The organism is Deinococcus arcticus (assembly GCF_003028415.1).
Classification (GTDB): domain Bacteria; phylum Deinococcota; class Deinococci; order Deinococcales; family Deinococcaceae; genus Deinococcus; species Deinococcus arcticus.
The window spans coordinates 256,511-282,856 of the sequence record NZ_PYSV01000001.1 but is presented as its reverse complement, the minus strand read 5'-3'; the positions used below and the strand labels follow the sequence as shown (position 1 = coordinate 282,856).

The following is a 26,346-nucleotide window of genomic DNA, read 5'->3' as shown; positions in this document are numbered from 1 at the left end:
GAATGCACCACCTGGACGCCCGGTCCCGCAGCCAGCCCAACGCAGAAACGGAGGCTGCACCCTGCGGCGCAGCCTCCGTTTCACGTCCAGCGCGGGGTCAGGCGGGCAGCAGACCGCTGCGGCGCAGCAGGGCGTCGGCGTCGGGGTCGCGGCCCATGAATTCGCGGTACAGCTCGGCGGGATCGGCGCTGTTGCCCCGGCTCAGCACGCTCTGCACGAAGGCGCGCCCGGTTTCGCGGTTGAAAATTCCTTCCTGGGCAAAGCGGCTGAAGGCGTCGGCGTCCAGCACCTCGGCCCACTTGTAGGAGTAGTAGCCGGCGCCGTAGCCCACCGGGCTGCTGAACAGGTGGTTGAACGACGCGATCATGGCGTAGTTCCCGGGCAGCGGCGTGGCCGAGAACGCGGCCATGAGGTCGCGGGCATAGGGAACGGGGTCGGCGTCACCCGCAGGGTCAAACTCCACGTGCAGCGACAGGTCGGTCAGGCCAAAGGAATACTGCCGCATGGCGGCGCTGGCGGCGCGGTAGTTGCGCGCAGCGACCATGCGGGCAAACAGCTCGTCGGGAATGGCCTCGCCGGTTTCATGGTGGCGGGCAAACAGGTCCAGGGCCTCGCGCTCCATCACCCAGTTTTCCATGATCTGGCTGGGCAGCTCCACAAAGTCCCAGGGCACCTGGGTGCCGCTGAGGCTGCGCACCGGCACGCTGGACAGCGCGTGGTGCAGCAGGTGGCCGAACTCATGGAACACCGTTTCCACCTCGCGGATGGACAGCAGGGCCGGGGTGTCGCCGCTGGGGGGCGTCATATTGCCGCACATCAGGCCCAGGTGAGGCTCGACGCCGTCCTCTTTCGGGCCGCCGGTCAGAAAGGCGTTCATCCAGGCGCCGCCCCGCTTGGCGTCACGCGGGAACCAGTCGGTGTAGAAGCTGGCAAGGTGGGTGCCGGCCTCGTCATGAATGGCGTAGTAGCGCACTTCCGGGTGCCACGCGGGCGCCTGATCCTCGGTCACGGTGATGCCGAAGATGCGGCGGGTGATTTCAAACAGGCCGCCCAGCACGCGGTCCAGCGGGAAATAGGGGCGCAGGGCTTCCTCGTCGAAGTCGTACTTCGCCTGACGCTGCTTTTCGGCCCAGTACGCCACGTCCCAGGGGGCCAGCTCGGGGGCCTGCGCCCCGGCCTGCTCGCGGTAAAAGGCCTCCAGTTCGGCGTTCTCACGCTCGAAGGCCGGGCGGGTGCGGGCTTCCAGGTCGCGCTCGAAGCTCAGGGCGCGCGCGCCGTTGCCTGCCATGCGGTCTTGCAGCACGTAGTCGGCAAAGTCGCCAAAGCCCAGCAGCTGGGCCTTTTCGCGGCGCAGCTTCAGAATCTCGCGGATCAGGGGGCGGTTGTCGCGCTCCTCTTCAATGCCCACCCGGGCGCTGGCTTCCCACAGTTCACGGCGCAGTTCACGGTCGTCCGCGTAGGTCATGACGGGCATGACCACCGGGGCGTGCAGGGTCAGGCGGTGCTGCCCGCTGTGGCCCTTCTCGGCCGCGTCACGGGCGGTGGCGTCCAGCACGCGCTGCGGCACGCCAGCCAGGCGCTCCGGGGCCACGTACAGCTCGAAGGCGGCGGTGGCGTCCAGCACGTTCTTACCGAATTCGCTGGTCACCTGGGCGAGGCGGGTGTTCAGCTCGGTCAGGCGCGTTCTGGCCTCGCCCTGCAACTCGGCGCCCTCGCGCTGAAACTCCTCGATGGTCAGCTTGAGGTGGCGGGCGCGCACGGGGTCCAGGTTCTGGCCTTCTTCCGTGGCGGCAAACGCCTTGGTCGCCGCGTACAGGCCCTCGTGCAGGCTCAGGGCAGTGTGGAACTCGCTCACCCTGGGCAGAATCGCCATCTTGGCCTCGTGCCAGCCGTCGGTGCTGCACACACTGTCCAGGTGGCCCACGATAGTGGTCACGGTGTTCAGCTCCTCGGTCAGGCGGTCGAGGTCGTGCATGAAGCCCGCAAAACCGCGCGCTCCGGCCGCCGCCAGGTGCTCCACGCGGTCGCGCGCCTGGGCCAGCAGCGTGTCCACAGCGCTCCCCGCGTGCTCGGGCCGAATCTGATCAAAGGGAATGCGAAAGCCGACGTTCAGCAGCGGATTGCTGCTCGCGTCGGTCGCCGCCGACAAGGTTTGCGTCATCACCGGCCAGTATAGGGGCCGCGCCCGGTGGGGCACCCTAAGCATCCTGGCGGGGTGACGCGGCACCGCGCATGTGCTTTCTTTTCATATGCAAAGTTCCTCCCACCTTACCTTTGCGCCGCTCCCGGACCGGGCCTATGCCGATCTGCGCTCGCAGGCCCACCCCGACAGCCCCGTCAGCGAGCAGGAGCTGGCCCGCATTGCCGCTGGCCGCCAGCCTGACGAACATTTCACGCGCGAGGGGGCTTTTGCCGGAGGCGCGCTGCTGGGCGCCGTGCAAACGGGCGTGCCGCGCATGGACGCCCACGACGGCTGGCTGGACCTGACCGTGACCACCGCCGAGCCAGACCCCCGGCTGGCCGGCGAGTTGCTGGAGCGGGGGCTGGCCGTGCTGGCGCAGGCGGGCGCCCACACGGCCGTGACCCGGGTGCGGGAGCACTGGTGGGAGCACAGCGCGCTGCTGGCCCAGGGCTGGCGCGAATTTGACCGCATGTGGCTGAGCACCCTGGACCTGCGCACGCTGGACTTCGCCGCGTTTGCCCCGGAAGAGGCGCGCGCCCTGGCCGGGGGCGTGACCCTTCGCCCGCTGAGCGAGCTGGGCGGCTGGGACGCCGAACCCGAGCGGCACTACGCGCTGATTCACGCCCTGCTGAGCGCGGTGCCCAGCCGCGAACCCATCGTGGTGTGGCCTTTTGACCTGTGGCGCGCCCGCATGGCGACTCTGGACGTGGACCCGCGCGGCATTCTGATTGCCCTGAGCCCGGACGGCGAGTGGATCGGCACCAGCCAGCTGGCCCAGCCGGTGCCCACGCACCCCGGGATGCTGCACAACGGCCTGACCGGCGTGCTGGCCCCCTGGCGCGGCCGGGGCCTGGGGCTGGCCCTGAAACTGGCAGCGGCCCGCGCCGCCCTGCCGCGCGGCTACACCCATGCCCGCACCAGCAACCACGCGGTCAACCGCCCCATGCTGGCCATCAACGAGCGCCTGGGGTTTGTGCGGGAAGCGGCGCTGGTGACGCTGGTGAGAGGGGTGCAGGAGACGCAGGACCAGGAGCCCGGCGGGCACTGAGAGCCTGCCGTTCCCGCTACCTGCCTCCTGCCTCCCACCTCTGTCTGTTCTCCAGCAGCATCGCGTCTCCCAGTGAATAAAACCGGTAGTCCCTCTGCAGGGCCGCGTCGTAGGCGGCGCGGATGCGCTCTTCGCCGGCAAAGGCGGTCACCAGCAGCAGCAGGGTGCTGCCGGGCAGGTGGAGGTTGGTGATCAGCAGGTCCGGCACCTGTACGGTGGTGCCCGGCGTGATGAAAATGCGGGTTTCGCCCTCGCCGGGCACCACTTCATGGCCATTCCAGGCGCTTTCCAGGGTGCGCACGGTGGTGGTGCCCACTGCCACCACCCGGCGGCCCTGCGCCCGGGCGCGGTTGATGGCGCCCGCCGTGGCCTCGCTCACCGCGTAGCGCTCGGCGTGCATCACGTGGTCGGCCACCGCGCCCGTGATGGGCTTGAAGGTGCCGGCCCCCACATGCAGGGTAACGTGCGCGCGTTCCACGCCCAGGCTGTCCAGCTGCGACAGCAGTTCGGGGGTAAAGTGCAGCCCCGCCGTGGGCGCCGCCACGCTGCCGGGGGTGCGGGCATACACCGTCTGGTAGCGCTCGCGCCACGTCTCGTCGCTGTCGCCGGCCTGAATGTAGGGGGGCAGGGGCAGGCGGCCGATCTCGTCCAGGTGCGGCTTGATGTCGTGGTCAAAGCGCAGCAGGCGGGCGCCGTCCTCCAGGGTGCCCGTGACCTGGGCGCGGTGGCCCTGCCCGGGCCCGCCGCCCAGCCACAATTCGTTCCCCGCGCGCCGGGCGGGTTTCAGGTAGGCGCTCCACACGTTGGCCTCTTCCTCGCGCAGCAGCAGCACCTCCACCTGCCCGCCGCCAAAGCCAGCGGCGTCCACTGGCTTGCGGGCCATCACCCGCGCAGGAATCACGCGGCTTTCGTTGAACACCAGCAGGTCGCCGGGGCGCAGCAGGCTGGGCAATTCGCGGAAAATGCGGTGCTCTATCTGCTCGCCCACCACCATCAGGCGGCTGGCGTCGCGCGGCTGGGCGCCGGTCTGGGCAATGCGGCCTTCGGGCAGCTCAAAGTGCAGCCGGGCCAGCACGGCGTCGGCGCCCTCAGCGGGCGGCTGGGCGCGGTCCTGGGGATACGAAGCAGCCACGGCCTCACTCCTCCGCTTTGGCCCCCCGGGGGGCGCGGGCAGGCATCAGGGCGTGCTCAATGTCGGGCAGGTGCGTAAAGCGGTCGGCGGCGTCCACCAGCTTCTGGGCGGTGTGTTCGCGAAAGGCGATCACCTCTACGCGCTTGCCGCGCTCCTGCAGCACCTCCACGATATCGGTAAAGTCCCCGTCGCCGCTGCCCAGAACGATGATGTCCAGGTGGTCCATCAGGCGCACCATGTCGGCCACGATGCCCATGTCCCAGTTGCCCTCGTAAATGGCCTTGCCACCATCGGTGACGTGGTGCAGCGTCAGGTTCATGCGCCGCACCTTGTAGCCCAGCGCCGAGAGCTTGTAGATAAAGGGCCGCGCGGTGGCCTCGTTCTCGCGCTCCACGGTGTAGCTGATGGCGTGCACGAGTTCACGGCCCTCTGTGGCGCACTTCAGGATGGTTTCAAAGTTGACCGTGCGCTCCAGCAGGTCACGCGCGGAGTGATAGAGGTTCTGGGTATCAATAAAGACCCCCACGCGGGGGCGGTGAACGACGTACTGCATTGTGGTTTCTCCTGTTGGGTGGGGCGGGGGCAGAGGGGCGAGGTCGGGAAAAGGACGGTGGGAAAAAGAAGGCCTGCGCGCAGGCCGGCCGAAGTGTAACACCGCTCCGGGGGCCAGGGGCCAACTCTGGTAGACACGCCGCGCGCCCGCCCCCCGGCCGGCAGGTAGGGTAAGGCCATGACGAGTGACGTGCAGGCAACCCAGGACGGAGCTCTGGCCCAGGCGCAGGCCGCCTACGACGCCATTCGGCGCCGGGGGCTGAAGCTGAACATGCAGCGCGGCCAGCCTGCCGACGCTGACTTTGACCTGAGTAACGGCCTGCTGAGCGCGCTGGGCCCCGGCGACACGCACCTGGACGGCCTGGACCTGCGCAACTACCCCGGCGGGGTCACCGGGCTGCCCTCGGCCCGCGCGCTGTTTGGCCAGTACCTGGACCTGAAGCCGGAAAACATGGTGGTGTGGAACAACGCCAGCCTGGAACTGCAGGGCTACGTGCTCACCTTTGCCCTGCTGCACGGACGCGGCGGCGCGCCCTGGACGGGGCCGCGCCCGAAAATGATCGTGACGGTGCCGGGCTACGACCGCCACTTCCTGCTGCTGCAGACGCTGGGCTTTGAGCTGCTGCCCGTGGCCATGCAGCCCGACGGCCCGGACGTGGACGCCATTGAGGCCCTGGCCGCAGCGGACCCGGCTGTGAAGGGCGTGCTGTTCGTGCCCACCTATTCCAACCCGGGCGGCGAGACAATCAGCGCCGAAAAGGCGCGGCGGCTGGCCGGACTGCAGGCGGCGGCCCCCGACTTCACGATTCTGGCCGACGACGCCTACCGGGTGCATCACCTCTCGCCCAGCCCGGCTGAGCAGGACACGCCCGTGAACTTCGTGGCCCTGTGCCGCGACGCCGGGCACCCGGACCGCGCCTTTGTGTTCGCCAGCACCAGCAAGATCACCTTTGCCGGGGCCGGGCTGGGGTTTGTGGGCACCAGCGAGGACAACGTGCGCTGGCTCTCCAGGTACCTGAACGCGCAGAGCATTGGCCCCAACAAGCTGGAGCAGGCCCGGCACGTGACCTTTCTGCAGGGTTACCCCGGCGGCCTGGAAGGCCTGATGGCGGCCCACGCGGCCCTCATTGCCCCGAAATTCCGCGCAGTGGACGAGGTGCTGCGCGAAGAACTGGGCGAGGGCGGCGCCTACGCCACCTGGACCCGGCCCCGGGGCGGCTACTTTATTGGCCTGGACACGGCCGAGCCGGTGGCAGACCGCGTGGTGGCCCTGGCCGAAGCGGCGGGCGTGAGCCTGACCCCGGCGGGTGCCACCTACCCCGGCGGGCAGGACCCGCACAACCGCAACATCCGTCTGGCCCCCACCCGCCCCCCGGTGGAAGAGGTCTACGAGGCCATGCGCGCAGTGGCCGCCTGCGTGCGCCTGGCCACCGAGGAATATCGCCGCCGCTGAGCCGGCTGAATCCAGGTCCCGGGGGTGTCCGGCCGCCCCGGACAGCGGCAACTGAACGCCCGGTCGCCTTGACTTCATGAAGACCCACCCGGAGCATAGGCGCCATGCCCAACCGTTACGCTGGCTCTCCCGATGACCGCGCGGCGCTCGACGCGTACGTGAAACTGTGGCGCGCGGCCCACGCGGTAGAGGTCAGCGCCAACCGGCACCTGGCCGAGCACGGCCTGACCATCAGCCAGTTTGGGGTGATTGAAGCCGTTTACCACCTGGGCCCCCTGAGTCAGCGGCAGCTGGCCGAGAAGATTCTGCGCTCCAGCGGCAACCTGACCATGGTGATTGACAACCTGGAGCGCGACGGCCTGGTGCGGCGCGACCGCGATCCCAACGACCGCCGCATCATGCGCGTGTCGCTGACTCCGGCGGGGCAGAAGCTGATTGAGCGCATTCTGCCGCGCCACGTGCAGGGCATTCGTGACGTGTTCAGTGTGCTCACGCCCGAGGAAACCGCGCAACTGAGCAGCCTGACCCGCAAGCTGGGCCGCGCTCTGCAGGCCCAGGGCGATGAGCCAGCCGCTGTCGAGCGGGCCGGGCGGCGCTAGGGACCAGCGCCGGCCAGTCCCCAGGCCTGCCTCTCACCCAGAACCGTTTAACATTAAGTAAAGTGGAGGCATGACCCCACCGCCCGGCACCACCCCCGTTCAGGGCCTGCACCACGTCACCATTATGGCCAGCGATCCGCAGCGCAACGTGGATTTCTACACGGGGGTGCTGGGGCAGCGGCTGGTCAAGGTCACGGTGAATTTTGACGACCCGGGCACCTATCACCTGTATTACGGCGACCAGACCGGGCAGCCCGGCACGATCATGACGCACTTTCCCTGGCCGGGCGCCCGCCGGGGCACGCGCGGCAGCGGCGAGGTGGTGGCAGTGACCTACAGTGCGCCCCTGGCCTCGCGCGGGTACTGGGCACAGCGGCTGGCACAAGCGGGCTTCTCCCCTGCCCTGCGCCAGCGCTTTGGGCAGGAGGTGCTGGCGTTTGAAGACCCGGACGGCACGGCCACCGAACTGGTCTTTGAGGACGGCGCCCCCGTGGAGCCCTGGCCCGCCTCGCCGGTGCCGGCCGAGCACGCCCTGCGCGGCTTTCACAGTGTGACCGCCTGGGTGCGCGACGTGGCCCCGGTGCGGGCCCTGCTGGTCAACCAGCTGGGCTTCACCGAGCACGGCACCGAGCCCGACCCCGACACGGCGGCCCCCCGCACCCGCTTTCGGGGGAGTGGGGCAGGCGTGGGCCTGTGGGTGGACGTGGTGGAACGCCCCGGACTGGCGCGCGGGCAGTTCGGCGCCGGCAGCGTGCACCACGTGGCTCTGCGCACGCGGGACGACGCCGAACAGGCCGCCTACCTCTCGGTGCTGGACGCGGCAGGCTACCGGCCCACGCCTGTGCAGGACCGGCAGTATTTCCATTCGATCTATTTCCGCGAACCGAACGGCGTGCTGTTCGAGATTGCCACCGACGCCCCCGGCTTTCCCAGCGACGAGCCGGTGGCCGAGCTGGGCCGCCACCTGAAGCTGCCGGCGTGGTATGAGGGCCAGCGCCCGCAGATTGAAGCGGAGTTGCCCCAGTTGCGCAGCCCGGAACACGGCGTGACGCTGGGCACCCGGGTCCTCAGCGGCGCGGCCCCCGTGCCGGCCCCAGCGGCGCCCCGCGTGAACGTGCGGACCGCCGGGCGGCCCCCGGGTGAAGCCCGCGTGGCGGCAGTGCTGCTGCATGGCCGGGGCGGGGCGGCGCAGGACATCCTGAGCCTGGAACGCGAATTCAACCTCAGCGCCTTTGCGTACCTGGCCCCGCAGGCGCCCGGCAACACGTGGTACCCCCAGTCCTTCCTGGCGCCGGTGGAACAGAACCAGCCGCAACTGGACGAGGCCCTGGCCACCGTGGAAGCTGCCTTCGCCCACCTCGCCGATCACGGCATTCCGGCGGGGCGCGTGGCCCTGGTGGGCTTCAGTCAGGGTGCCTGTCTGGCGCTGGAATACGCCAGCCGCGCCTCGCAGCGCCCCGGCGCGGTGGTGGCCTTCAGCGGCGGCCTGATCACCCTGGACCGCGCGGGCGACCTGGGGGGCCTGCCCGTGTTCATGGGCGTGGACCCCCACGACAGCCACATTCCCCTCTCCCGCTTTACCGACACGGCTGACCATCTGCGCGCACGCGGGGCTGCTGTGGACGCCCGCGTTCTACCGGGGCTGGGGCACAGCATCAACCGCGAGGAACTGGACGCGGCGCGCGCCCTGCTGGGCCAGGTGGCCGGGACGGTGTAGGGGCCGGGGGCAGACTGAAACTTGACGCGATCAAGTGGAAGCCCTGAACTTTCTCAAATCCCGTGACACCCAGCGATGACGAAAGCGGCTCAAGAACGAGCCGCTTTCTCTTTGCCCCAGGTGTACGACCCTTGGCGCTCGCTGTCATCACGGGCCTTCAAAGCCCAGTAGAGCGCAATGAAAGGACGAGGAGACGTGGAGGGCCTCTCGTCAGGCTGGAAAGCCACCGGTTACTGCGGCCCGGATATACCCTTTCAGATCAAGTTGGACGTTCAGGCGACTATCGGTTTCATGCTCCCAGCGAAAGACATTCCATCCCCCAACGTTGCCCCGAAGCACCCGAAGCCCAATCAGGTCACCGTTGCCGAGATCACCAATAAAAAAGAGCCCGTCAAACGGCATGTAGAGCGATGCAAACTCGGGCGTCTGCCGCATGATCCGGTTCTGGTCTTCCATCTCACTGGGCGCCCAGACCACCCGTTCGCCATACACCCCGGAAAGGCCACCGACCTCCAGCAGCAGTAATTTTAAATTCTCCGGCAGAATCAGATCGAAAGTGTGCTGTAGCCGCTCAAGGTCGGCAGGAGAAGCAGAGACACAGTCAGCCAGCTTAAGGCCGAGCTCCTCAAGAAAACTTCGCCACAGCGCTGAGCGTACAGGAAGTCGCCTTCGTCATCTCTGATTCTGGCAGCGCTGCTCCGTGTGCTTCGCTCGTTACCCAAACTTTCTCACCGCTGCGTCTAACCTGCTCTACTTCACCGTCACGGCCACGAACACCGGCAGGGCGTCGGGGCCTTCAAAGCCCATGGCGTAGGCGCGCAGGGCCAGCAGCACGCGGTTGCCCTGCACGTCCACCCGCTCCAGGGTGTAACGCGAGACGCAGCGGGACCCGGCAGAGAGCTGACGGCGCACGAGTTGGCCGCCCACCCGCAATTCAAAGCCGGCGGGGCGTTCGCCGGGCAGCAGCAACTCGGGCTGGTCGCAGGCAGAGGCCGGCAGCGGCACCACCTTCAGGCTGACCGGCACCGGGCGGCTCCACAGCGGCACTGGGGTCACCTGCACGGCCCCCGGGCGCACGCCATCTTCCCAGCGGGGGTAGGGGGCCGGGTAGGCGCGCTGGTAGCGGGGCACACTGGCCCTGGCGCTGTGCAGGCCCATGCTGCGCAGCAGGGTCTGGGTGGTGGTGGCTGCCAGCAGGTTCCGGCGCACCTCTAGGGCTATGGCGTTTTCGTCCACCACGGTGCGGCTGGCCAGCACCGCACCGCTGCGGGTGCTCAGCACGGAGAAGGCCGCCTGGCCAAAGCCGCTGCCGTCCTGCTCGCCGCTGACCACTATGAGTACCCTCTCGCCGCTGGCCGAGAACCGCACGTCGGTCATGGGCAGGCGTTCATTGGCCTGGGCCCCAGCCCCCAGCAGGCTCAGGGCCAGCAGGCCCGCGCGCCAGAGCGCCGCGCCCTGGATCACCGGAACCTCACACTGGCGAGCACCTTGCTGAACAGCGCGCTGGCCTGGGCAAAGCGGGCCGGCGTGTCGGTCATCTGAAAGGAATACAGGTTCTTGGCCCCCACGCCGTACCACACGCGCATGGTGAGCTGGCCCTTGGGGTGAGTCACGGCGTACTGCCGCTCCACACCACTCACGCCGCCGTAATTGACCGTGCGGCTACTGGTCTGTTTGGGAGTGGCGCCTGTGCCCTTGATGCCCGCCTCGAACTTCTGAAACTCGCTGGCTGGGGTGGGCGACGCGCCGTTTCTGGGGGTAAACAGCAGCCGGATCATGGTGGCGGGCGGCGCCTTGGCCGACACCAGACTGACCCCGGCGGTGCCGTCCTGAAAATCGGCGCCCAGCCAGCCTTTGGGCAGGCTAACGGTAAAGGGCAGCTTGGGATCACTGAAGGGCACCAGGGTCTGGGCCCGGGCCAGGGGCGAGAGCAGCGTGGCAAGAACCAGCACAGAAACAACCTTCATGAGGCGCACCGTAGCAGGCCAAGGTGAGTGCTTCTGCCCGGGGACATGGACGCGGCGCAGGCACAGGCGTCAGCGGGCAATCAGACCGGGGCGCGGCCACAGGCGCAGCCCGGCGGGCCCGGCCACGTCCCGCAGGGATACGAGGCCGTAGGCGCGGCTGTCCAGACTCTCGCCCAGGCGGCGGTTGTCGCCCAGCACCCACACCTTGCCCGGCGGCACGCGCTGGGCGGCCTGGTCCTGCACAAAGCCCTCGCTGGCGTAGCTTTCGGCCAGCACCTGTCCATTCACCTGCACCCGGCCGTCCTGAATGGCCACCGTGTCGCCGGGCAGGCCCAGCACCCGCTTGATGTTGTACGGGCGGTGGCGAACGCCATACACCGTCTCGTACGCGTAGCCACTGTCGGCGGGCGCCTTGAACACCAGCAGGTCGCCCCGGCGGGGGTAGGCGCGCCACAGCCCGGCCGCGTGCAGCCAGCGCGGGTATTTCAGCAGCAGCAGGGCGTCGCCGCTGCGCAGGGTGGGCAGCATGGAATCGCCGCGCACCCGCGCCAGCGTGAAGCCGAAGGTGGTCAGGAGGTAGGCCGGCAGCAGGCCGCCCAGCACCCACGCCCGCCAGCTGGAAGAGGAAGCACGGTCCGCCACGGCGTTCCAGGGTAGCGCCTTGGGTGGCCGGGGGACCGCCGCCGAGCAGTTGTCTAGGCACAGGGCCGGGTGGCCGGGATCTGCGCCCAGGCCGCTGCGCCGCGCATGGGCCCCGTGATAGCCGGCCTTGGGCCGACAGGAACAGGCCCTGGGCTGCCCGGCGCCGCCCCCCACAACTGGCTTCATGGTCACTTCAGAGTGGAGGGACCGCGTGACGCCGCGCCTGCCCAGCCGTTACCCTGTCGCGCATGAGCACTGACGCAGGCGCACTGAAAGTCGAGAAGTACCACGAGGGCACCGGCACGCCCGCCCAGGCCGGCAAGATGGTGCGGGTGCATTACACCGGCACGCTGGAAAACGGCCAGAAATTTGACAGCAGCCGCGACCGGGGCGAGCCTATCGAGTTTCCGCTGGGCGTGGGCTACGTGATTCAGGGCTGGGACCAGGGCATCGCGCAGCTGCGCGTGGGCGACAAGGCGCGGCTGACCATTCCCGCCCACCTGGGCTACGGCGCAGCGGGCGTGCCCGGCGTGATTCCCGGCGGCGCCACGCTGATCTTCGACGTGGAACTGGTGGACGTGCGCTAAGACCGGTCCCTGAACAGCGCCGGGAAGCCAGATCGCTTCCCGGCGCTGTTCTTTGCATTCACGGGCTGAGGAAGGGGGGCCAGGGCGAAGCGGCGCTTCGCCCTGGCCCCGTTGGGCACGCCTGGGGCTTGACGGTGAAAAACCTTTCAACGTAAGATTCGTAAGTAACGAAAATCACCTTTATGGGGGAGCCCCTTGATCGAGTCGCGCCGAAGCGAGATTCTCTCGCTTGTTCATCAGCATGGCGAATTGCCCGTTGCGGAACTTTCGAAACTGCTGGGCGTTTCGGAAGTGACCGTGCGCAGCGACCTGAAAGCCCTGGCCGAGGCCGGGCAGGTGCGCCGCGCGCGGGGCAGCGTGCGCCCACCGCTGGAACTGCGCCGCGAGTCGCCGCTGGAACAGACCCGCCACGAACACAGCGCCGCCAAACGCCGCATTGGCCGCGCCGCCGCCGCCCTGGTGCGCGACGGTGAGACGGTCTTTCTGGACGTGGGCAGCACCACCACCGAGGTGGCCCGCGCCCTGTCACCCACCCTGCAGGGGGTGACGGTGGTGACCAATGGCCTGAACATCGCCCTAGAACTCGAACGTCTCAGCGGCGTGCGGGTGATCGTGACGGGCGGCACGCTGCGCCCACTGCAGCACTCGCTGGTCAGCCCCTACGCGCTGGACGTCCTGAAACACATTCACGCCGACCGGCTGTTTCTGGGCTGCAACGGCGTCCACCCCGAACACGGCGTCACCAACGCCAACCACGAGGAGGCCGAGGTTAAACGCCTGATGGTGGCGCAGGCCCGCGAAGTCGTGGTGGTGGCCGACCACAGCAAACTCGGTCAGGTCAGCCGCGCGCACATTGCGCCCATTGGTGGCGTTACCACCCTCATCACCAACCGCCGGGGCCCCGAGCCACCTGCTGAACTGGACGGCGCGCTGCGCGAGATGTGCCTCGTCTGAGTCCACCTGTCTGAGTCCGACTGTCTGAGTCCACCTGCTGCCCTGCTCTCCCCTTGTTCCCCGCACCCCTTTCTTCCACCGGAGGACCTATGAACAAAGTGCTGATGACCGCCCTGACTGCCCTGCTGGCCAGCTCAGCCCTCGCCGCCGATCCGGCCTTTCCCAAGGCGCCCAGCGGCAAGGTGACACTGGAAGTCTGGTCGTGGGTACCTGGCCTGGACAAGACCGTGCAGGCCTTTGAAAAGGCGTACCCGAACATTGACGTGAAGGTGACCAACCTGGGCGGCGGCCCGCAGACCTACACCAAGCTGCTGACCACCCTGAAAGCCGGCACCGGCGCGCCGGACGTGGCCCAGATTGAGTACGGCTTTTTGCCCGCCTTCGTGGACACGGGCGGCCTGACCGACCTGAGCACCCTGGGCGCGAACAACTACCGGAAATACTTTGTGCCCTGGACCTGGGGACAGGTCAGCCCCGACGGCAAGGCGGTGTTCGCCATTCCGCAGGACACCGGCCCCTTTGCCATGGTCTACCGCGACGATCTACTGAAAAAATACGGCGTGCAGGTGCCGCGCACCTGGGCCGAGTACGAAAAGGCCGCTGCCACGGTGCATGCCAAGAGTGGCGGCAAGGTGAAGATGGGCAACTTCTACGCCACCTTTGCGCCGTGGTTCATGGCGCTGGCCTGGGCCGACGGCGCGCAGTTCTTCAAGCGTGACGGCGACCGCTGGGTGCAGACCCTGAACAACCCCACCGCCAAGAAGGTCCTGAACTACTGGTACGGCATGATCAAGAAGGGCCACGTGGGCACCCTGAACGCCTTTACCAGCGACTACTGGAACGCGGCTGGGGCCGGACAGGTGGTCAGCAACATGGAAGCGGCTTGGGGCCCGGGCGGTTACGCGGGCAGCCTGAAGAACAAGTCGGCCGGGCAGTGGCGCGCGGCCAACCTGCCGCAGTGGACGGCCGGGAGCACCGTGAGATCCGGCAACTGGGGCGGCAGCTCCAACGTGGTCACCGCCCAGAGCAAGAACAAGGAAGCGGCCATGCTGTTCAGCCTGTGGCTGAACCTCTCGCAGAGCGCGATTACCAACAACTGGACCAACGGCGGCCTGTTCCCCGCCAGCGACGCCGGCCTGGACCTGGCCGTGCTGAAGGACAAGACCAAGAACCCCAGCAAGTTCTTCGGTGGCCAGGACATCAGCAGCGTGTATGCCCGCGCCAGCCGGGGCGTGAACGTCAACTTCCAGTGGGCGCCGTGGTTCCCCTACGCCAACGACAACTTCAACAAGCAGATGGACCTGATGCTCAAGGGGCGCCTGACCCCCGATCAGGCACTGGACGCGTGGCAGCGTGAAACGCTGGCCGAGGCCAAGAAACAGGGCTACGACGTGCGCTGAGCTCTGTTGCGGGGGCGGTGAGGGGCGCGGGAGACGCGGAAGGGCGCGCCTCTGTCCGCGCCCCCAGCCCTTGTTGGCCGCCTGTGCCGTGGCCAGCCACCCAGCACGCCCCCAGAACCGCCGCTTCTGTGCCCGCGCTGCCCGCGCCCTGGCCTCTTTGCCCGCATTGACCCGTAGTGGCCCAGGGTGGGTCCGGAGTCGTGTTCTGTATGAGGTACCTATGAGCCATTCTGTGCCAAGAGTCCAGCCATGAAGCCGCCGCGCGCCGTGCCGTGGCTGTTTCTGAGCCCTTTTCTGCTGCTGTTTGCCGCCTTTTACGTGGCCCCAGTGCTGTATGCCGGGTATCTGAGTCTGTTCATCAAGAAGCGCGCCGGCTTTGGCCCCGCCAGAGAGGTGTTTGGTGGCCTGACCAACTACGTGCGCGCCTTTCAGGACGCCGATTTTCTGGCCAGCCTGCTGAACATCCTGAAGTTTGCCGCGGTGCAGATTCCGCTGATGGTGGTGCTGGCCACCGCCCTGGCCCTGGCCCTGGACAGCAGCCGGGGCCGCCTGCAGGGGTTTTTCCGCACCGCCTTCTACCTGCCCTATACGATTCCCAGCGTGATCGCGGGGCTGCTGTGGGGCTACCTGTACTCCAAGAACCTCTCGCCTTTCAACCAACTGACCGGGCGCTCCTTTGATTTCCTGGGCAGCGACGTGGTGCTCTGGAGCATTGCCAACATCGTCACCTGGACCTGGACGGGCTACAACATGATCACCCTGTACGCCGCGCTGCAGAACATTCCCGGCGACCTGTACGAGGCCGCGCGCATTGACGGCGCCGACGGCTGGACCCTCACCCGCTTTATCAAGCTGCCGCTGCTGAAACCCAGCCTGCTGCTGGTGCTGATCTTTTCGATCATCGGGACCATGCAGATTTTCAGCGAGCCCTTTGTGATCCGGCCGCTGGGGTACGTACCGGACAACATCACGCCGAACACCTACCTGTATCTGGTGGCCACGCGCGACGGCAATTTCAGTTACGCGGCCACGCTGGCCATTCTGCTGGCCGTCTTTACCCTACTGCTCAGCGCCGTCTTTCTGCGCTTTACCCGCCGGGGAGGTGAAGTATGAGCACCCGGACCCGCTTTACCCCGCTGCAACTGCTGGCCCTGACCCTGTTTGCGGTCTACGCCCTGCTGCCGCTGTGGTGGGTGATCGTGACCATGTTCAAGGACAACGGGCAGCTGTTTTCCACCTTTGGGCTGTGGTTTGCCAGTCCCAGCCACCTTGCCGAGAACCTGCAGACCCTCCTGACCCGCCAGGACGGCATTTTCCGGCGCTGGCTGCTGAACTCGTTCGTGTACGCCGGGGCCACGGCGCTGGGCAGCGTGCTGGTCAGCGCGCTGGCGGGCTACGCCTTTTCGGCCTACACCTTCCGGGGCAAGAACGCGCTGTTTGCGCTGATTCTGGTCACCATCATGGTGCCGGGGACCGCGCTGGTGCTGCCCCTGTTTCTGATGATGCAGAAGCTGGGCCTGCTGAACACCTACTGGGCAGTCATTCTGCCGGGGCTGGTCAATCCGTTCGGCCTGTACCTGATGCGGCTGTTCTGGGACGCTGGCTTTCCCAAGGAACTGATGGAAGCCGCGCGCATTGACGGCGCGAGCGAGTGGACCATCTTTCAGCGCCTGGGCCTGCCGCTGGTGCAGGGCGGCCTGGTGACCGTGGGGCTGTTTTCCTTCGTGGGTGCCTGGAACAACTTCTTTCTGCCGCTGGTGGCCGTCAGCCGCGACGAGCTGTTTCCCCTCACCCTTGGCCTGAGCGTGTGGAACCAGACCAGCAGTTCCAGCGGCCAGGAGCCCCTGTACACCGTGATCGTGCTGGGCGCCCTGGTGAGCATTCTGCCCCTGGTGGCCGCGTTCCTGACCCTGGGGCGCTACTGGCAGGGCGGGCTGGCCACCGGCGCAGTGAAGGGGTGATGGTGAATGGTTGACGGTGGATGGAAAGCCCCCGAGCTTTGGCCTTGCGTGTCCGCCTCTTGCCTGAAGGCAACACCGGACCAGGGTGACCCGGCGCTCTACACCCAAGCCCTTCTCTTTCTCTCCTTCTTCCCCTTTCAAGGATGACCTTGCATGACCTTCAACCTTCCCACTGACCACCTGCTGCTGGGCAGCTGCGATTACCCCGAACATGTGCCCCAGGACCGCTGGGCCCCCTACGCCGCGCAGCAGCGCGCCCTGGGCCTGAGCTATGTCCGGCTGGCCGAATTTGCCTGGAGCCGCCTGGAACCCGCGCCCGGCCAGTACGAGTGGGCGTGGCTGGACGAGGCGGTGGAGACCTCCGCCGCCCAGGGCCTGAAGGTGGTGCTCTGCACGCCCACCGCCACCCCGCCCGCGTGGCTGGTGCGCGCCCACCCCGAGATGCTGGCCTATGACGCCCAGGGCCGCGTGCGCGAATTCGGCTCGCGCCGCCACTACGATTTCGCCTCGCCGGTCTACCGCGAGCACTCGCGGCGCATCACGCGCGCCCTGGCCGAGCGCTACGGGCAGCACCCCGCCGTGGCCGGCTGGCAGACAGACAACGAATTCGGCTGCCACGCCACCAGCCGCTCGTATGGCGGCGCCAGCGCCGGGCGCTTTCCAGAATGGCTGCGGGAGAAATACGGCACTCTGGACGCCCTGAACGACGCCTGGGGCAACGTGTTCTGGAGCATGGAGTACAGCGACTGGGCGCAGGTCAGGCCCCCCAACCTGACGGTCACCGAGCCCAACCCCTCGCACCTGCTGGACTACGCCCGCTTCGCCTCGGGCCTGATTGCCGAGTTTCAGGCCGAGCAGGTGACCCTGCTGCGCGAGCTCTCGCCGGGGCGCTTCATCACGCACAATTTCATGATTTTCGAGTCCGGCTTCGACCACTACGAGGTGGCCCGGGGCCTGGATTTTGCCAGCTGGGACAATTACCCCACCGGGATGCTGGAATTCTTTGCCCCCCCCGGCGTGAATGAGGCGCTGAAAACCCGCTACGCACGCACCGGGCACCCGGATCTGGTGGGATTTAACCATGATCTGTATAGAGGGGTTGTAGGTCGTGGGGTGTGGGCTGTAGGAAAAGACTCAACCCCACAACCCACAGCCCACAGCCCACAACCCGGCTTCTGGGTCATGGAACAGCAGTGTGGCCCTGTCAACTGGGCGCCCTACAACGCGCTGCCGGCACCAGGGGCCACGGCGCTGTGGACGGCGCAGGCGTGGGCGCACGGGGCGGATACCGTAAGCTATTTCCGCTGGCGGGCGGCCACCATGGCCCAGGAGGTCATGCACTCGGGCCTGCTGCGCCACGACGAGACGCCCAGTCCGGGGCACGCCGAGGTGGGCGCGCTGGACCAGACGCAGTTTCCGCTGGGGCCGGTGCCGGCAAAGGTGGCCCTGCTGCACGATTACGAGAGCCTGTGGCTGTACGACGCCCAGCCGCACGCCGCGGGCCTGAGCTACTGGGCGCAGACGGTGACCTACTACTCGGCGTTGCGGTCGCTGGGGGCAGATGTGGCCGTGGTGCACGCCGACGCCGACCTGAGCGGCTACGCGGTGGTCGTGGCCCCGGCGGTCACACTGGTGGGCCCGGAGCGGGCCGCGCGCTGGGCGGCGGCCATGGAGGGGGGCGCGCACCTGGTCTGCGGGCCGCGCACTGCCTTCCGCACGCCGGGGGGCGGCACCTGGGAGGGCGGACAGTTTGGCCCCCTGTCAGACCTGCTGGGCGCGCGGCTGTCGCTGTACGACTCGCTGCGCCCGGGCCTGACGCAGGGCGTGAGCGGCCTGGGCGCGAGCTTCGAGGCGCACACCTGGGCGGAAAGTTACCGCCCGCTGGGCGCGCAGGTGCTCGCCACCTACGCGGGCGGGCCGCTGAACGGCGAGGCGGCGGTGATTCGCCGCGGCCAAGCCACCGTCATTGGCGCGCACAGCGAAGCGCTGATCGGCGCGGTGCTGGCCGAGGTGCTGACCACGGCGGGCGTGCCGGTCACGCCGCTGCCTGAGGGCGTGCGCCTGAGCCGCCGGGCGGGGCAGGTGCTGGTGCAGAACTGGAACCCCGAGCCCACCGAATGGAACGGGCGAATGCTGCCCCCCGTGAGTTTTCAGGTGCTGCCGGAGGCCGACCATGCCTGAGTGGACCCTGAACGTGAACCCGGCCAAGCTGCGCGTGCTGGTGAGCGGCTTTCAGTCCTGGAGCGAGGCGGAACTGCGACCCCTGCAAGACACCCAGGCCGCGCCCCTGATGCGCTGGCGCCACGAGCAGGGCCACGATCCCGGCTTCCTGCCCAGCGGCCAGGCGGGCGTGTGGCGCAGCCACAGCGTACTGGCGCTGGTGCGCCCGGACGGCGGCGGCTGGGTGGGCATGGCGGGCGACGCCACCCAGACCTTTGTTCAGTGGGAGGCGCGCGCGCAGGGCGACCACGTGCGCGTGAGCTGCATCCTGGAAGGCCCCGAAGTGCCCCTGCACTGGGAGGAGACCCCGGATGTGATCGCCACCCTGGAAGCGCGGGCCGCCGAGCTGGGCCGGGCCATGCACGCGCGCACGCCCGCGCCGCTGCGGGTGTGGTGCTCGTGGTACTCGTACTACCGCAGCGTGACCCTGGCGGCCATGCTGGACAATGCCTGCCGCGCCAGGGCGGCCGGGCTGCCCTTCGACGTGTTTCAGCTGGACGACGGCTTTCAGGCCGACCTGGGCGACTGGGAAGAGCCCAGCGCCCACTTCGGCGGCCACGCCCGCGACCTGCCGGGGCCGCTGCGCGAACTGGGGTACACGCCGGGCCTGTGGCTGGCGCCGTTTCTGGCCTCGCCTACCTCGCGCCTGTTTGCCGAGCACGCGGACTGGATGCTGCGCGGCGAGGACGGCTGCCCGCTGCCGGTGGGCCACAACTGGGGCGGGCCGTACTTTGCGCTGGACACCACCCACCCCGGGGCCCTGGCGTGGCTGCGCGAGCTGGCCGCCACCGCGCGCGGCTGGGGCTACCCGTACCTGAAACTGGATTTCCTGTACGGCGCGGCGCTGCCCGGGGTACGCCACGACCCGCGCGTGGGGCGCGCGCAGGCCTACCGCATGGGGCTGCAGGCGCTGCGCGACGGCGCCGGGCCAGACGCCTTTTTGCTGGGCTGCGGCGCCCCGCTGGCCCAGAGCATTGGCCTGGTGGACGCCATGCGCACCGGCCCCGACGTGGCACCCTTCTGGGACGAGGAATCGCGCCGGGTGTGGCTGGGCGACGCCACCGGTCCCAGCGCCCGCAACGCGCTGCACACCGCACTCTCGCGCTGGTATCAGCACCCCTGGTATCAGCCGGACCCCGACGTGGCCATCTGCCGGCGCGAACTCAGCCTGCTGAACCATGAGGAGCGCGAGGCCGTGGCGGCCATGCTGGACGTGGTGGGCGGCCTGCGTGCCAGCAGCGACCCCATTGAGCTGCTGGACGGCCCGGGGCTGGACCTGCTGCGCCGCTGCCTTGCGCTGAGCACGCCGGACCGGCCCCGCACGCTGACCCAGAGCATGGGCGGGGCCGTGACCCACTTTTCGCGGGGAACCTTTAACCTCACCGACACTGCGGCGCCGGGGCTGAGCCCACACTCGTACCGTGAAGGATTTCATGGCTGACGCTGCCCTGCCCCCCACTGCCGTGCCCCAACCCGGCCTGCACGCTGCCGACTTCACCAAGCCGGATGGCCGCGCGGTCACGCTGTACGGCCTGAAACCGGTGCGGGTGACCGGCGAGATGCCCAGCCCCAGCCCCGACCCGGTGGACGCCCGGCCTGTCCTGCGCTGGCATCCGCTGCGAGGCGAGTGGGTGATGTACGCCGCGCACCGCCTGAACCGCACGTTCCTGCCGCCGCCTGAATACAACCCCCTGGCCCCCACCACCGACTCCGCGCACCCCACCGAACTGCCGCCGGGCGAATACGACCTCGCCGTGTTTGAAAACCGCTTTCCCAGCCTGAGCCTGCACGCCCCGGACCCTGGCGAGGGCCCCGCCGACACCCGCGCGGGCGTGGGAGCCTGCGAGGTGGTGGTGTTCAGCCAGGACGCCCGGGGCCGACTGGCCGACCTGGAGGAAGCGCACATGGACCTGCTGCTCTCGGTGTGGGCCGACCGCACGGCGCGGCTGGCGGCCACTGGGCGCATTCAGAGTGTGTTGTGCTTTGAGAACCGGGGGGTAGAGGTGGGCGTGACCCTGCACCACCCCCACGGCCAGATTTACGCCTACGACCATATTCCCCCCGTGCAGGCCCGCATGCTGGCGCAGGCCCAGGCGCACCACGCCGAGCACGGCCGGCCCTGGCTGGCCGACTTCGTGGCGCAGGAACGGGCAGCGGGCGAGCGGGTGGTGCTGGACGCGGGCGAGGCCCTGAGCGTGGTGCCGCCCTTCGCGCGCTACTCCTTTGAAACCTGGATCGTGCCCGCGCGGCCCGTGGGCCTGCTGGCCGAGCTGACAGGCCGCGAACGGGCCGCCTTCGCCCGGGTCCTGAAAGACACCCTGCTGCGGCTCGACGGCCTGTTCGGGGTGCGGATGCCTTACCTGCTCACGGTGCATCAGGCCCCGCTGGACGGGCCGCACCCGGCCTTCCCACTGCACATCGAGCTGTACCCTTATCTGCGCGCGCCGGGCCGCATGAAGTACCTCGCGGGCACCGAGCAGGGTGCCGGCGAGTTTGCCAACGACAAGTTCCCTGAGACCGCCGCCGCCGAACTGCGCGCGGTGGCCCCCGAAGCCGGAGCCGCCCTATGAAGACCTTTGAGGCCATCTTTGGCCAGCCCCCCCAGCTGAGCGCCCAGGCGCCGGGCCGCGTGAACCTGCTGGGCGAACACACCGACTACCAGGGCGGCTTTGTGCTGCCCACGGCCATTCCACAGACCACCACCGTCCAGGTGGGCCGCAACGGCACCCACACCCACCGCGTCTACGCGGCCGACCTGGACCAGGAAGCCACCTTTGCGGTGGGCGAAAACGCCCGGGCGCCGTTTGCCCGCTATGTGGCCGGAGCCCTGACACTGGGTGGGGCAACGGGCGGCCTGAACGTGCATGTCACGTCCAACGTGCCCATGGGCGCGGGGCTCAGCAGCAGCGCCGCACTGGAGGTAGCGGTGCTGCGCGCCCTGCGCCTGCTGGGCGACCTGGAGGCCGACGACGAGCGCCTTGCCCTGATCGCCCAGCGGGTCGAACATGACTTCGTGGGGGTGCAGTGCGGCATCATGGACCAGATGGCCAGCAGCGTGGCCGATGACCAGACCCTGCTGCTGCTGGACACCCGCAGCCTGGAACGCCGCACCCTGCCGCTGCCGGGCGGCACGCAGGTGCTGGTGCTGGACAGTGGGGTGCCGCGCCAGCTGGCCGAAAGCGGCTACAACGAACGCCGCGCGCAGGTGGAGGAAGCCGCCCGCCTGCTGGGCGTGCCCCAGCTGCGCGACGTGAGTAACGTGGCGGCGCTGGACGCCCTGCCCTCGCCGCTGCGCGAACGGGCCCGCCATGTGGTCACAGAAAATGCCCGGGTGCTGGCGGCGGTGGAAGACGGCGTGGACGAGGTGCGCTTTGGCACCCTGATGAACGCCAGCCACGCCAGCCTGCGGGATGACTACGCCGTCAGCCACCCCCGGGTGGACGAGCTGGTGGCGCTGCTGCAGGCCCACCCCCGGGTCTACGGCGCCCGCATGACCGGTGCGGGCTTTGGCGGCGCGGTGGTGGCCCTGGTGCGCGCAGGCCACGCGGCGACTGTGGCGCAGGCGGTGCTGGCCGATTACGGGCCAGAAGGCCGGCAAGTGGTGCCGTAAGAAGACAGCATGAAGCGGGGCCGGGCACTTGCACCCGGCCCCGCTTCATGTCGCTCCCGGGTCAGCTGTCGTGGTCCGGGTCTTTCTGGCGGTTGGGCTCCCCGTGCTCCACGCCGATCTCCTGGGTACCGGGCTGGTCCTGGCGCACGCCGCTGATGTGGTGCGGCACGTGGCGCAGGCTCTCGGCGTCGCTGTGCTGCTCCTGTGGGTGGTCGTGGGTCTCGTCGCTGCGGTGTCCAGTCATGAGGGCAGGGTAGGCGGGCAGGGCGGGGTGCGGGTGTGGGGGGCCTTAAGGGTGGACCTCAATTCTGGAAAATTTGCCCTGCCCATCACAGGCGACGCCCAGAAAATCCGTTGCCGGGGGCATGATTCGCAATTCATGGGTTGGTTTACGCTGGATAGTCCAGGCTCAGGGGCGGCCCTTCGCCTCTCTTGGTGAGGGTCCATCGGCTGAGTTGCTCATGGGCCCCAGGCTCAGGGACGGCCCTTCGCCTTTCTTGATTAGCTTCCATCGGCTGAGTTGCTCTGTGGAAGCGCTACAATTTTCCCAACATGAAACGAATGGCGACCCTGCTGACGGTCGCGCTGGCTGCTATGGCAGCGGCGCAAAGTGTCTTGCCTGCCAACACGGCCCGCGTGCATTACCAGCGTGCAGACGGCAACTATGCCGGGTGGGGCCTGCATGTCTGGGAAGACACCACTGCCCAGGTGGAATGGACCAAACCGCTGGCCCAGAGCGGCAAGGACGACTGGGGCGCGTACTACGACATTCCCCTGAAACCCGGCGCGCAGAAGGTGGGCTTTATTGTCCACAAGGGGGACGATAAGGACCCCAGCGCGGACCTGTGGTTTGACCTGAGCAAGGGCCGCGAGCTGTTTGTGAAAGCTGGGGGCACGAACGTGGCGTATGCCCGGGGCGCCGCCCTGAACGTGGACGCCACCAAGCAGCCCGTTGCGCAGGCGGCGCCCGCCACGCCCACGGCGCCAGCGGCCCCGGCCACCGCCGCCACGGGCAGCGCCACTCCCATTCCCCAGAATGTGCTGCGGGTGCGCTATGTGCGCCCCGACGGCCAGTACGACGGCTGGGGCCTGCATGTCTGGGAAGACACCACCGCTGCGGTGGAATGGGCCAAGCCGCTGCCGCCCACCGGCAAGGACGCGGGCGGCGCCTACTGGGACGTGCCGCTGAAGGCGGGCGCCGCCAAGGTGGGCTTCATCGTGCACAAGGGCGACGAAAAGGACCCGGGCGCCGACATGTTCGCGGACCTGTCCAAGGGGCGCGAGGTCACGGTGACCAGCGGCAAGGCCGAATTTGCCTACGGCGCCCCGGCGGCCCTGAGCGACCCACCCGTGCCCACTGGCTTTGCGCGCATCAACTATTTCCGCCCGGACGGCAAGTATGAGGACTGGGGCCTGCACGCCTGGGAAGACACCACCGCTGCGGTGGAATGGAGCAAGCCGCTGCCCCAGACGGGCACCAACTCGTTTGGCGTGTACTGGGACGTGCCCATGAAAACGGACTGGAAGAAGCTCAATTTCATTGTTCACAAGGGAGATGAAAAGGACCCCGGCCCGGACATGACCCTGGCGGCAGACAAGGGCAATCAGGCCTGGGTGGTCAGCGGCAAGACCGAGGTGTACACCACCCGCCCCGATACCACGGTGCGGCAGGTGGGCGACCTGATGCGGCAGCAGGCCGTGATGCTCTCGCGTGACCTGATTGCCGTGAAGCCGGCGCTGGTGCAGCCCGGCGCCTTCCTGACCCTGCACGCGGCCAGGGACGCGGGCCTGAAGCTGACGGCCGCTGGCGTGGACGGCGGCGACAGCCTGACGCTGGAGCCCGTGGACAGCGGCCTGAGCGCGGCCCAAAAGGCCAAGACACCCCACCTGGCGAACTACGCCCTGCTGCGGGTGCGCGCCGAGGACCGCGCCCGGGTGGGCGAGGCGCTGCGGGGGCAACTGGCGGTCTCCAGCGTGCTGCCCGACGGCACGGTGCTGGACGCCACCGGTGTGCAGACCGCCTGGGCCCTGGATGACCTGTACACCTACAACGGCCCCCTGGGCGTGACGTGGCAGGGCAACGTGCCCACCGTGCGCCTGTGGGCCCCCACCGCGCAGGACGTGAAGCTGCGCCTCAGCACCTCGGGTTCAGGCGCCGAAACCATGGTGCCTATGACCCGCGACGCGCAGGGCGTATGGACGGCCCGGGGCGCGGCCGGCTGGAAGGGCGGCACCTACCGCTACGAAGTGAAGGTGTTTGCGCCGGGCACCGGCAAGATTGAAACGAACCTGGTGACTGACCCCTATTCCGTGGCCCTGACGCGGAACAGCACCCGCAGCGTCATGGTGGACCTGAACGACGCCGCCCAGAAGCCCCAGGGCTGGGACGCCCTGAAGAAGCCCGCCCTGCGCAGCGCGTCGGACCTCAGCTTCTACGAACTGCACCTGCGCGACTTCAGCGCCGCCGATGCCAGCGTGCCGGCGGCCCAGCGCGGCACCTACCTCGCCTTTACGCAGGCGGGCAGCAACGGCATGAAGCACCTCAAAGCCCTGGCCGACGCGGGCCTGAAGGCCGTGCACCTGCTGCCCACCTTTGACATTGCCACCATTAACGAGGACAAGGGGCAGTGGAAGACCCCCGGCGACCTGGGCAAATTTGCCCCGAACAGCGACGAGCAGCAAAAAGCCGTAAACGCCATTCGGGACCAGGACGCCTACAACTGGGGCTACGATCCCTACCACTACATGGTGCCCGAAGGCAGCTACGCCGTGAACCCGGACCAGCGCGCGCTGGAATACCGCCGCATGGTGGCCGCGCTGAACGCGGCGGGCCTGCGCGTGGTGCAGGACGTGGTGTTCAACCACACCGCCGCCAGCGGTCAGGCCGAGCGCAGCGTGCTGGATAAGATCGTCCCCGGCTATTACCACCGCCTGAACCTGAATGGCGGCGTGGAGAATTCCACCTGCTGCGCGAACACCGCCACCGAACACGCCATGATGCGCAGGCTGATGGTGGACACCCTGGTGCTGATGGCCAAGGCCTACAAGGTGGACGGCTTCCGCTTTGACCTGATGGGGCACCACATGGTGGCCGACATGCAGGCTGCCCGCGCCGCGCTGGACGCCCTGACCATGCAAAAAGACGGCGTGGACGGCAAGAGCATCTACCTGTACGGCGAGGGCTGGGATTTTGGTGAAGTCGCCGCCAATGCCCGGGGCCGCAATGCCACGCAGCTCAACCTGTTCGGTCAGGGCATCGGCACCTTCAACGACCGCATTCGTGACGCTGTGCGCGGCGGCAACCCGTTTGGCGGCCTGCAGGAACAGGGCTTTGCTACGGGCGCCTTCGTGCTGCCCAACGGCCTGCCGGTGAATGCCGACAGGAACCGCGCCCTGGCTCTGGCCGATCAGGTGCGCATTGGCCTGACCGGCAACCTGCGCGATTACCGGTTCACGAACGCCGCCGGACAGACCGTGACGGGTGCCGAGCTGAAATATGGCAGCGCCCCCGCCGGGTACGCGGCCAGCCCCCGCGAGACCATCACCTATGTCAGCGCGCACGACAACCAGACCATCTATGACGCCGTGCTGCTCAAGGCCCCTGCGAACGCCACCCCGGCACAGCGCACCCGTATGCAGAACCTCGCGCACAGCGTGGTGCTGCTGGGACAGGGCCTGCCCTTCTCGTATGCCGGCGACGAGATTCTGCGCTCCAAGAGCTTTGACACCGACAGCTACAACAGCGGCGACTGGTTCAACGTGCTGGACTACACCCGCGCCAGCAACGGCTTTGGCAAGGGCCTGCCGCCCGCCGAGAAGAACAGCGGCAACTGGGACCTGTACCGCCCGCTGCTGGCCAACGCGGCCCTGAAGCCGGGCACCGCCGAGATCACCCGCGCCTTTGACCACTACCGCGAGATGCTGCGCGTGCGTTACTCCAGCACCCTGTTCCGCATGGACACCGCCGCGCAGGTGCAGCAGGGCCTGAGCTTCCTGAACGTGGGCCCCAACCAGACGCCCGGCGTGATTGCCATGAAGCTCAGCGGCGCGGTGAACGCGGCCAACCCCTACCGCAACGTGGTGGTGGTGTTCAACGCCAGCGGCAACAGCGTCACCCTCAGCGACCCGGCGCTGGCTGGCCTGAACCTCAGCCTGCACCCGGTCCTGGCCGCCAGCACCGACGCCACGGTGAAGACCAGCCGGGCCAGCGGCAACAGCGTGACGGTGCCGGCCCTGACCACGGCGGTGTTTGTCGGCAAGTAAAAACCAGAGCGGCATTTCTGGGGAAGGGGCTGGCCTGTGAGGGGCCGGCCCTCTTCTTT

General features: G+C 68.5%; 22 protein-coding genes. 14 read left to right on the top strand and 8 right to left on the bottom strand.

The genetic code is table 11. The features are described 5' to 3' along the window. Positions 1 to 97 precede the first annotated feature (97 nt). The gene (locus tag C8263_RS01285; protein WP_199188258.1) at positions 98 to 2,161 is read right to left on the bottom strand and encodes a M3 family metallopeptidase; all 2,064 of its coding nucleotides are present in this window, start codon (positions 2,159 to 2,161) and stop codon (positions 98 to 100) included. A gap of 88 nt (positions 2,162 to 2,249) precedes the next feature. Between C8263_RS01285 and C8263_RS01280 the strand changes: the two genes are divergently transcribed. Further along, positions 2,250 to 3,230, top strand: coding sequence for an N-acetyltransferase (locus C8263_RS01280; RefSeq protein ID WP_107136471.1), 981 nt, complete (start codon positions 2,250 to 2,252; stop codon positions 3,228 to 3,230). Between the two features lie 16 nt (positions 3,231 to 3,246). Here C8263_RS01280 and queA read toward each other — a convergent pair whose 3' ends face one another. Continuing rightward, positions 3,247 to 4,362 (bottom strand): tRNA preQ1(34) S-adenosylmethionine ribosyltransferase-isomerase QueA, encoded by a 1,116-nt coding sequence (gene queA / locus C8263_RS01275; protein WP_107136273.1) that lies wholly within the window; start codon positions 4,360 to 4,362, stop codon positions 3,247 to 3,249. A gap of 4 nt (positions 4,363 to 4,366) precedes the next feature. Then, a complete protein-coding gene (locus C8263_RS01270) occupies positions 4,367 to 4,915 on the bottom strand; it encodes a LabA-like NYN domain-containing protein (protein WP_107136272.1) in 549 nt (182 codons plus the stop codon). A 177-nt stretch (positions 4,916 to 5,092) separates the two neighbouring features. On the opposite strand from C8263_RS01270, the gene C8263_RS01265 reads away from it, so the two are divergent. The 3 genes from C8263_RS01265 (at position 5,093) to C8263_RS01255 (ending at position 8,683) form a co-directional block, all read left to right on the top strand. Further along, entirely contained in the window at positions 5,093 to 6,367 is a 1,275-nt protein-coding gene (locus C8263_RS01265; RefSeq protein ID WP_107136271.1) for an aspartate aminotransferase type Ic, read from the top strand. Positions 6,368 to 6,471: 104 nt separating this feature from the next. Further along, positions 6,472 to 6,966 carry a MarR family winged helix-turn-helix transcriptional regulator gene (locus C8263_RS01260; RefSeq protein ID WP_107136270.1) on the top strand — a complete coding sequence of 165 codons (495 nt, stop codon included), beginning with the start codon at positions 6,472 to 6,474 and terminating at the stop codon, positions 6,964 to 6,966. A 70-nt stretch (positions 6,967 to 7,036) separates the two neighbouring features. Beyond that, on the top strand, positions 7,037 to 8,683 hold the full coding sequence (locus C8263_RS01255) for a VOC family protein (protein ID WP_107136269.1): 1,647 nt from the start codon (positions 7,037 to 7,039) through the stop codon (positions 8,681 to 8,683). Between the two features lie 210 nt (positions 8,684 to 8,893). Here the strand turns inward: C8263_RS01255 and C8263_RS01250 are convergent, their stop codons facing one another. The 4 genes from C8263_RS01250 to lepB all read right to left on the bottom strand — a co-directional run bounded on the left by C8263_RS01250 (position 8,894) and on the right by lepB (position 11,292). Continuing rightward, on the bottom strand, positions 8,894 to 9,292 hold the full coding sequence (locus C8263_RS01250) for an SMI1/KNR4 family protein (protein WP_269845083.1): 399 nt from the start codon (positions 9,290 to 9,292) through the stop codon (positions 8,894 to 8,896). A gap of 141 nt (positions 9,293 to 9,433) precedes the next feature. Beyond that, positions 9,434 to 10,147 (bottom strand): DUF2259 domain-containing protein, encoded by a 714-nt coding sequence (locus C8263_RS01245; protein ID WP_107136267.1) that lies wholly within the window; start codon positions 10,145 to 10,147, stop codon positions 9,434 to 9,436. After that, entirely contained in the window at positions 10,144 to 10,650 is a 507-nt protein-coding gene (locus tag C8263_RS01240) for a hypothetical protein (protein ID WP_107136266.1), read from the bottom strand. Before C8263_RS01240 ends, C8263_RS01245 begins: the two co-directional genes overlap by 4 nt. Positions 10,651 to 10,719: 69 nt before the next feature. Beyond that, positions 10,720 to 11,292 carry a signal peptidase I gene (gene lepB / locus C8263_RS01235; protein ID WP_233218567.1) on the bottom strand — a complete coding sequence of 191 codons (573 nt, stop codon included), beginning with the start codon at positions 11,290 to 11,292 and terminating at the stop codon, positions 10,720 to 10,722. A gap of 248 nt (positions 11,293 to 11,540) precedes the next feature. Between lepB and C8263_RS01230 the strand changes: the two genes are divergently transcribed. The 9 genes from C8263_RS01230 (at position 11,541) to galK (ending at position 22,024) form a co-directional block, all read left to right on the top strand. Further along, complete coding sequence (locus C8263_RS01230; RefSeq protein ID WP_107136264.1) at positions 11,541 to 11,879, top strand: FKBP-type peptidyl-prolyl cis-trans isomerase; 339 nt, start codon at positions 11,541 to 11,543, stop codon at positions 11,877 to 11,879. 195 nt (positions 11,880 to 12,074) lie between these two features. Further along, positions 12,075 to 12,833 carry a DeoR/GlpR family DNA-binding transcription regulator gene (locus tag C8263_RS01225; protein ID WP_233218566.1) on the top strand — a complete coding sequence of 253 codons (759 nt, stop codon included), beginning with the start codon at positions 12,075 to 12,077 and terminating at the stop codon, positions 12,831 to 12,833. A gap of 89 nt (positions 12,834 to 12,922) precedes the next feature. Continuing rightward, the gene (locus C8263_RS01220) at positions 12,923 to 14,233 is read left to right on the top strand and encodes an extracellular solute-binding protein (protein ID WP_107136263.1); all 1,311 of its coding nucleotides are present in this window, start codon (positions 12,923 to 12,925) and stop codon (positions 14,231 to 14,233) included. Between the two features lie 249 nt (positions 14,234 to 14,482). Then, the gene (locus tag C8263_RS01215) at positions 14,483 to 15,346 is read left to right on the top strand and encodes a carbohydrate ABC transporter permease (protein WP_107136262.1); all 864 of its coding nucleotides are present in this window, start codon (positions 14,483 to 14,485) and stop codon (positions 15,344 to 15,346) included. Further along, positions 15,343 to 16,194, top strand: a complete 852-nt coding sequence (locus C8263_RS01210; RefSeq protein WP_107136261.1) for a carbohydrate ABC transporter permease — start codon at positions 15,343 to 15,345, stop codon at positions 16,192 to 16,194. The genes C8263_RS01215 and C8263_RS01210 overlap by 4 nt, the downstream gene beginning before the upstream one ends. 153 nt (positions 16,195 to 16,347) lie before the next feature. Continuing rightward, entirely contained in the window at positions 16,348 to 18,375 is a 2,028-nt protein-coding gene (locus C8263_RS01205) for a beta-galactosidase (RefSeq protein ID WP_107136260.1), read from the top strand. Then, a complete protein-coding gene (locus tag C8263_RS01200) occupies positions 18,368 to 19,855 on the top strand; it encodes a glycoside hydrolase family 36 protein (protein ID WP_107136259.1) in 1,488 nt (495 codons plus the stop codon). The genes C8263_RS01205 and C8263_RS01200 overlap by 8 nt, the downstream gene beginning before the upstream one ends. Then, entirely contained in the window at positions 19,848 to 20,984 is a 1,137-nt protein-coding gene (gene galT / locus C8263_RS01195) for a galactose-1-phosphate uridylyltransferase (protein WP_107136258.1), read from the top strand. The genes C8263_RS01200 and galT overlap by 8 nt, the downstream gene beginning before the upstream one ends. Further along, positions 20,981 to 22,024: a galactokinase gene (gene galK, locus C8263_RS01190; protein WP_107136257.1), complete on the top strand. Its 1,044-nt coding sequence runs from the start codon at positions 20,981 to 20,983 to the stop codon at positions 22,022 to 22,024. The genes galT and galK overlap by 4 nt, the downstream gene beginning before the upstream one ends. Positions 22,025 to 22,085: 61 nt before the next feature. Here the strand turns inward: galK and C8263_RS01185 are convergent, their stop codons facing one another. Next, positions 22,086 to 22,268: a hypothetical protein gene (locus C8263_RS01185; protein WP_107136256.1), complete on the bottom strand. Its 183-nt coding sequence runs from the start codon at positions 22,266 to 22,268 to the stop codon at positions 22,086 to 22,088. Between the two features lie 308 nt (positions 22,269 to 22,576). Between C8263_RS01185 and pulA the strand changes: the two genes are divergently transcribed. Next, entirely contained in the window at positions 22,577 to 26,287 is a 3,711-nt protein-coding gene (pulA, locus tag C8263_RS01180; RefSeq protein WP_107136255.1) for a pullulanase-type alpha-1,6-glucosidase, read from the top strand. Positions 26,288 to 26,346: the final 59 nt, after the last annotated feature.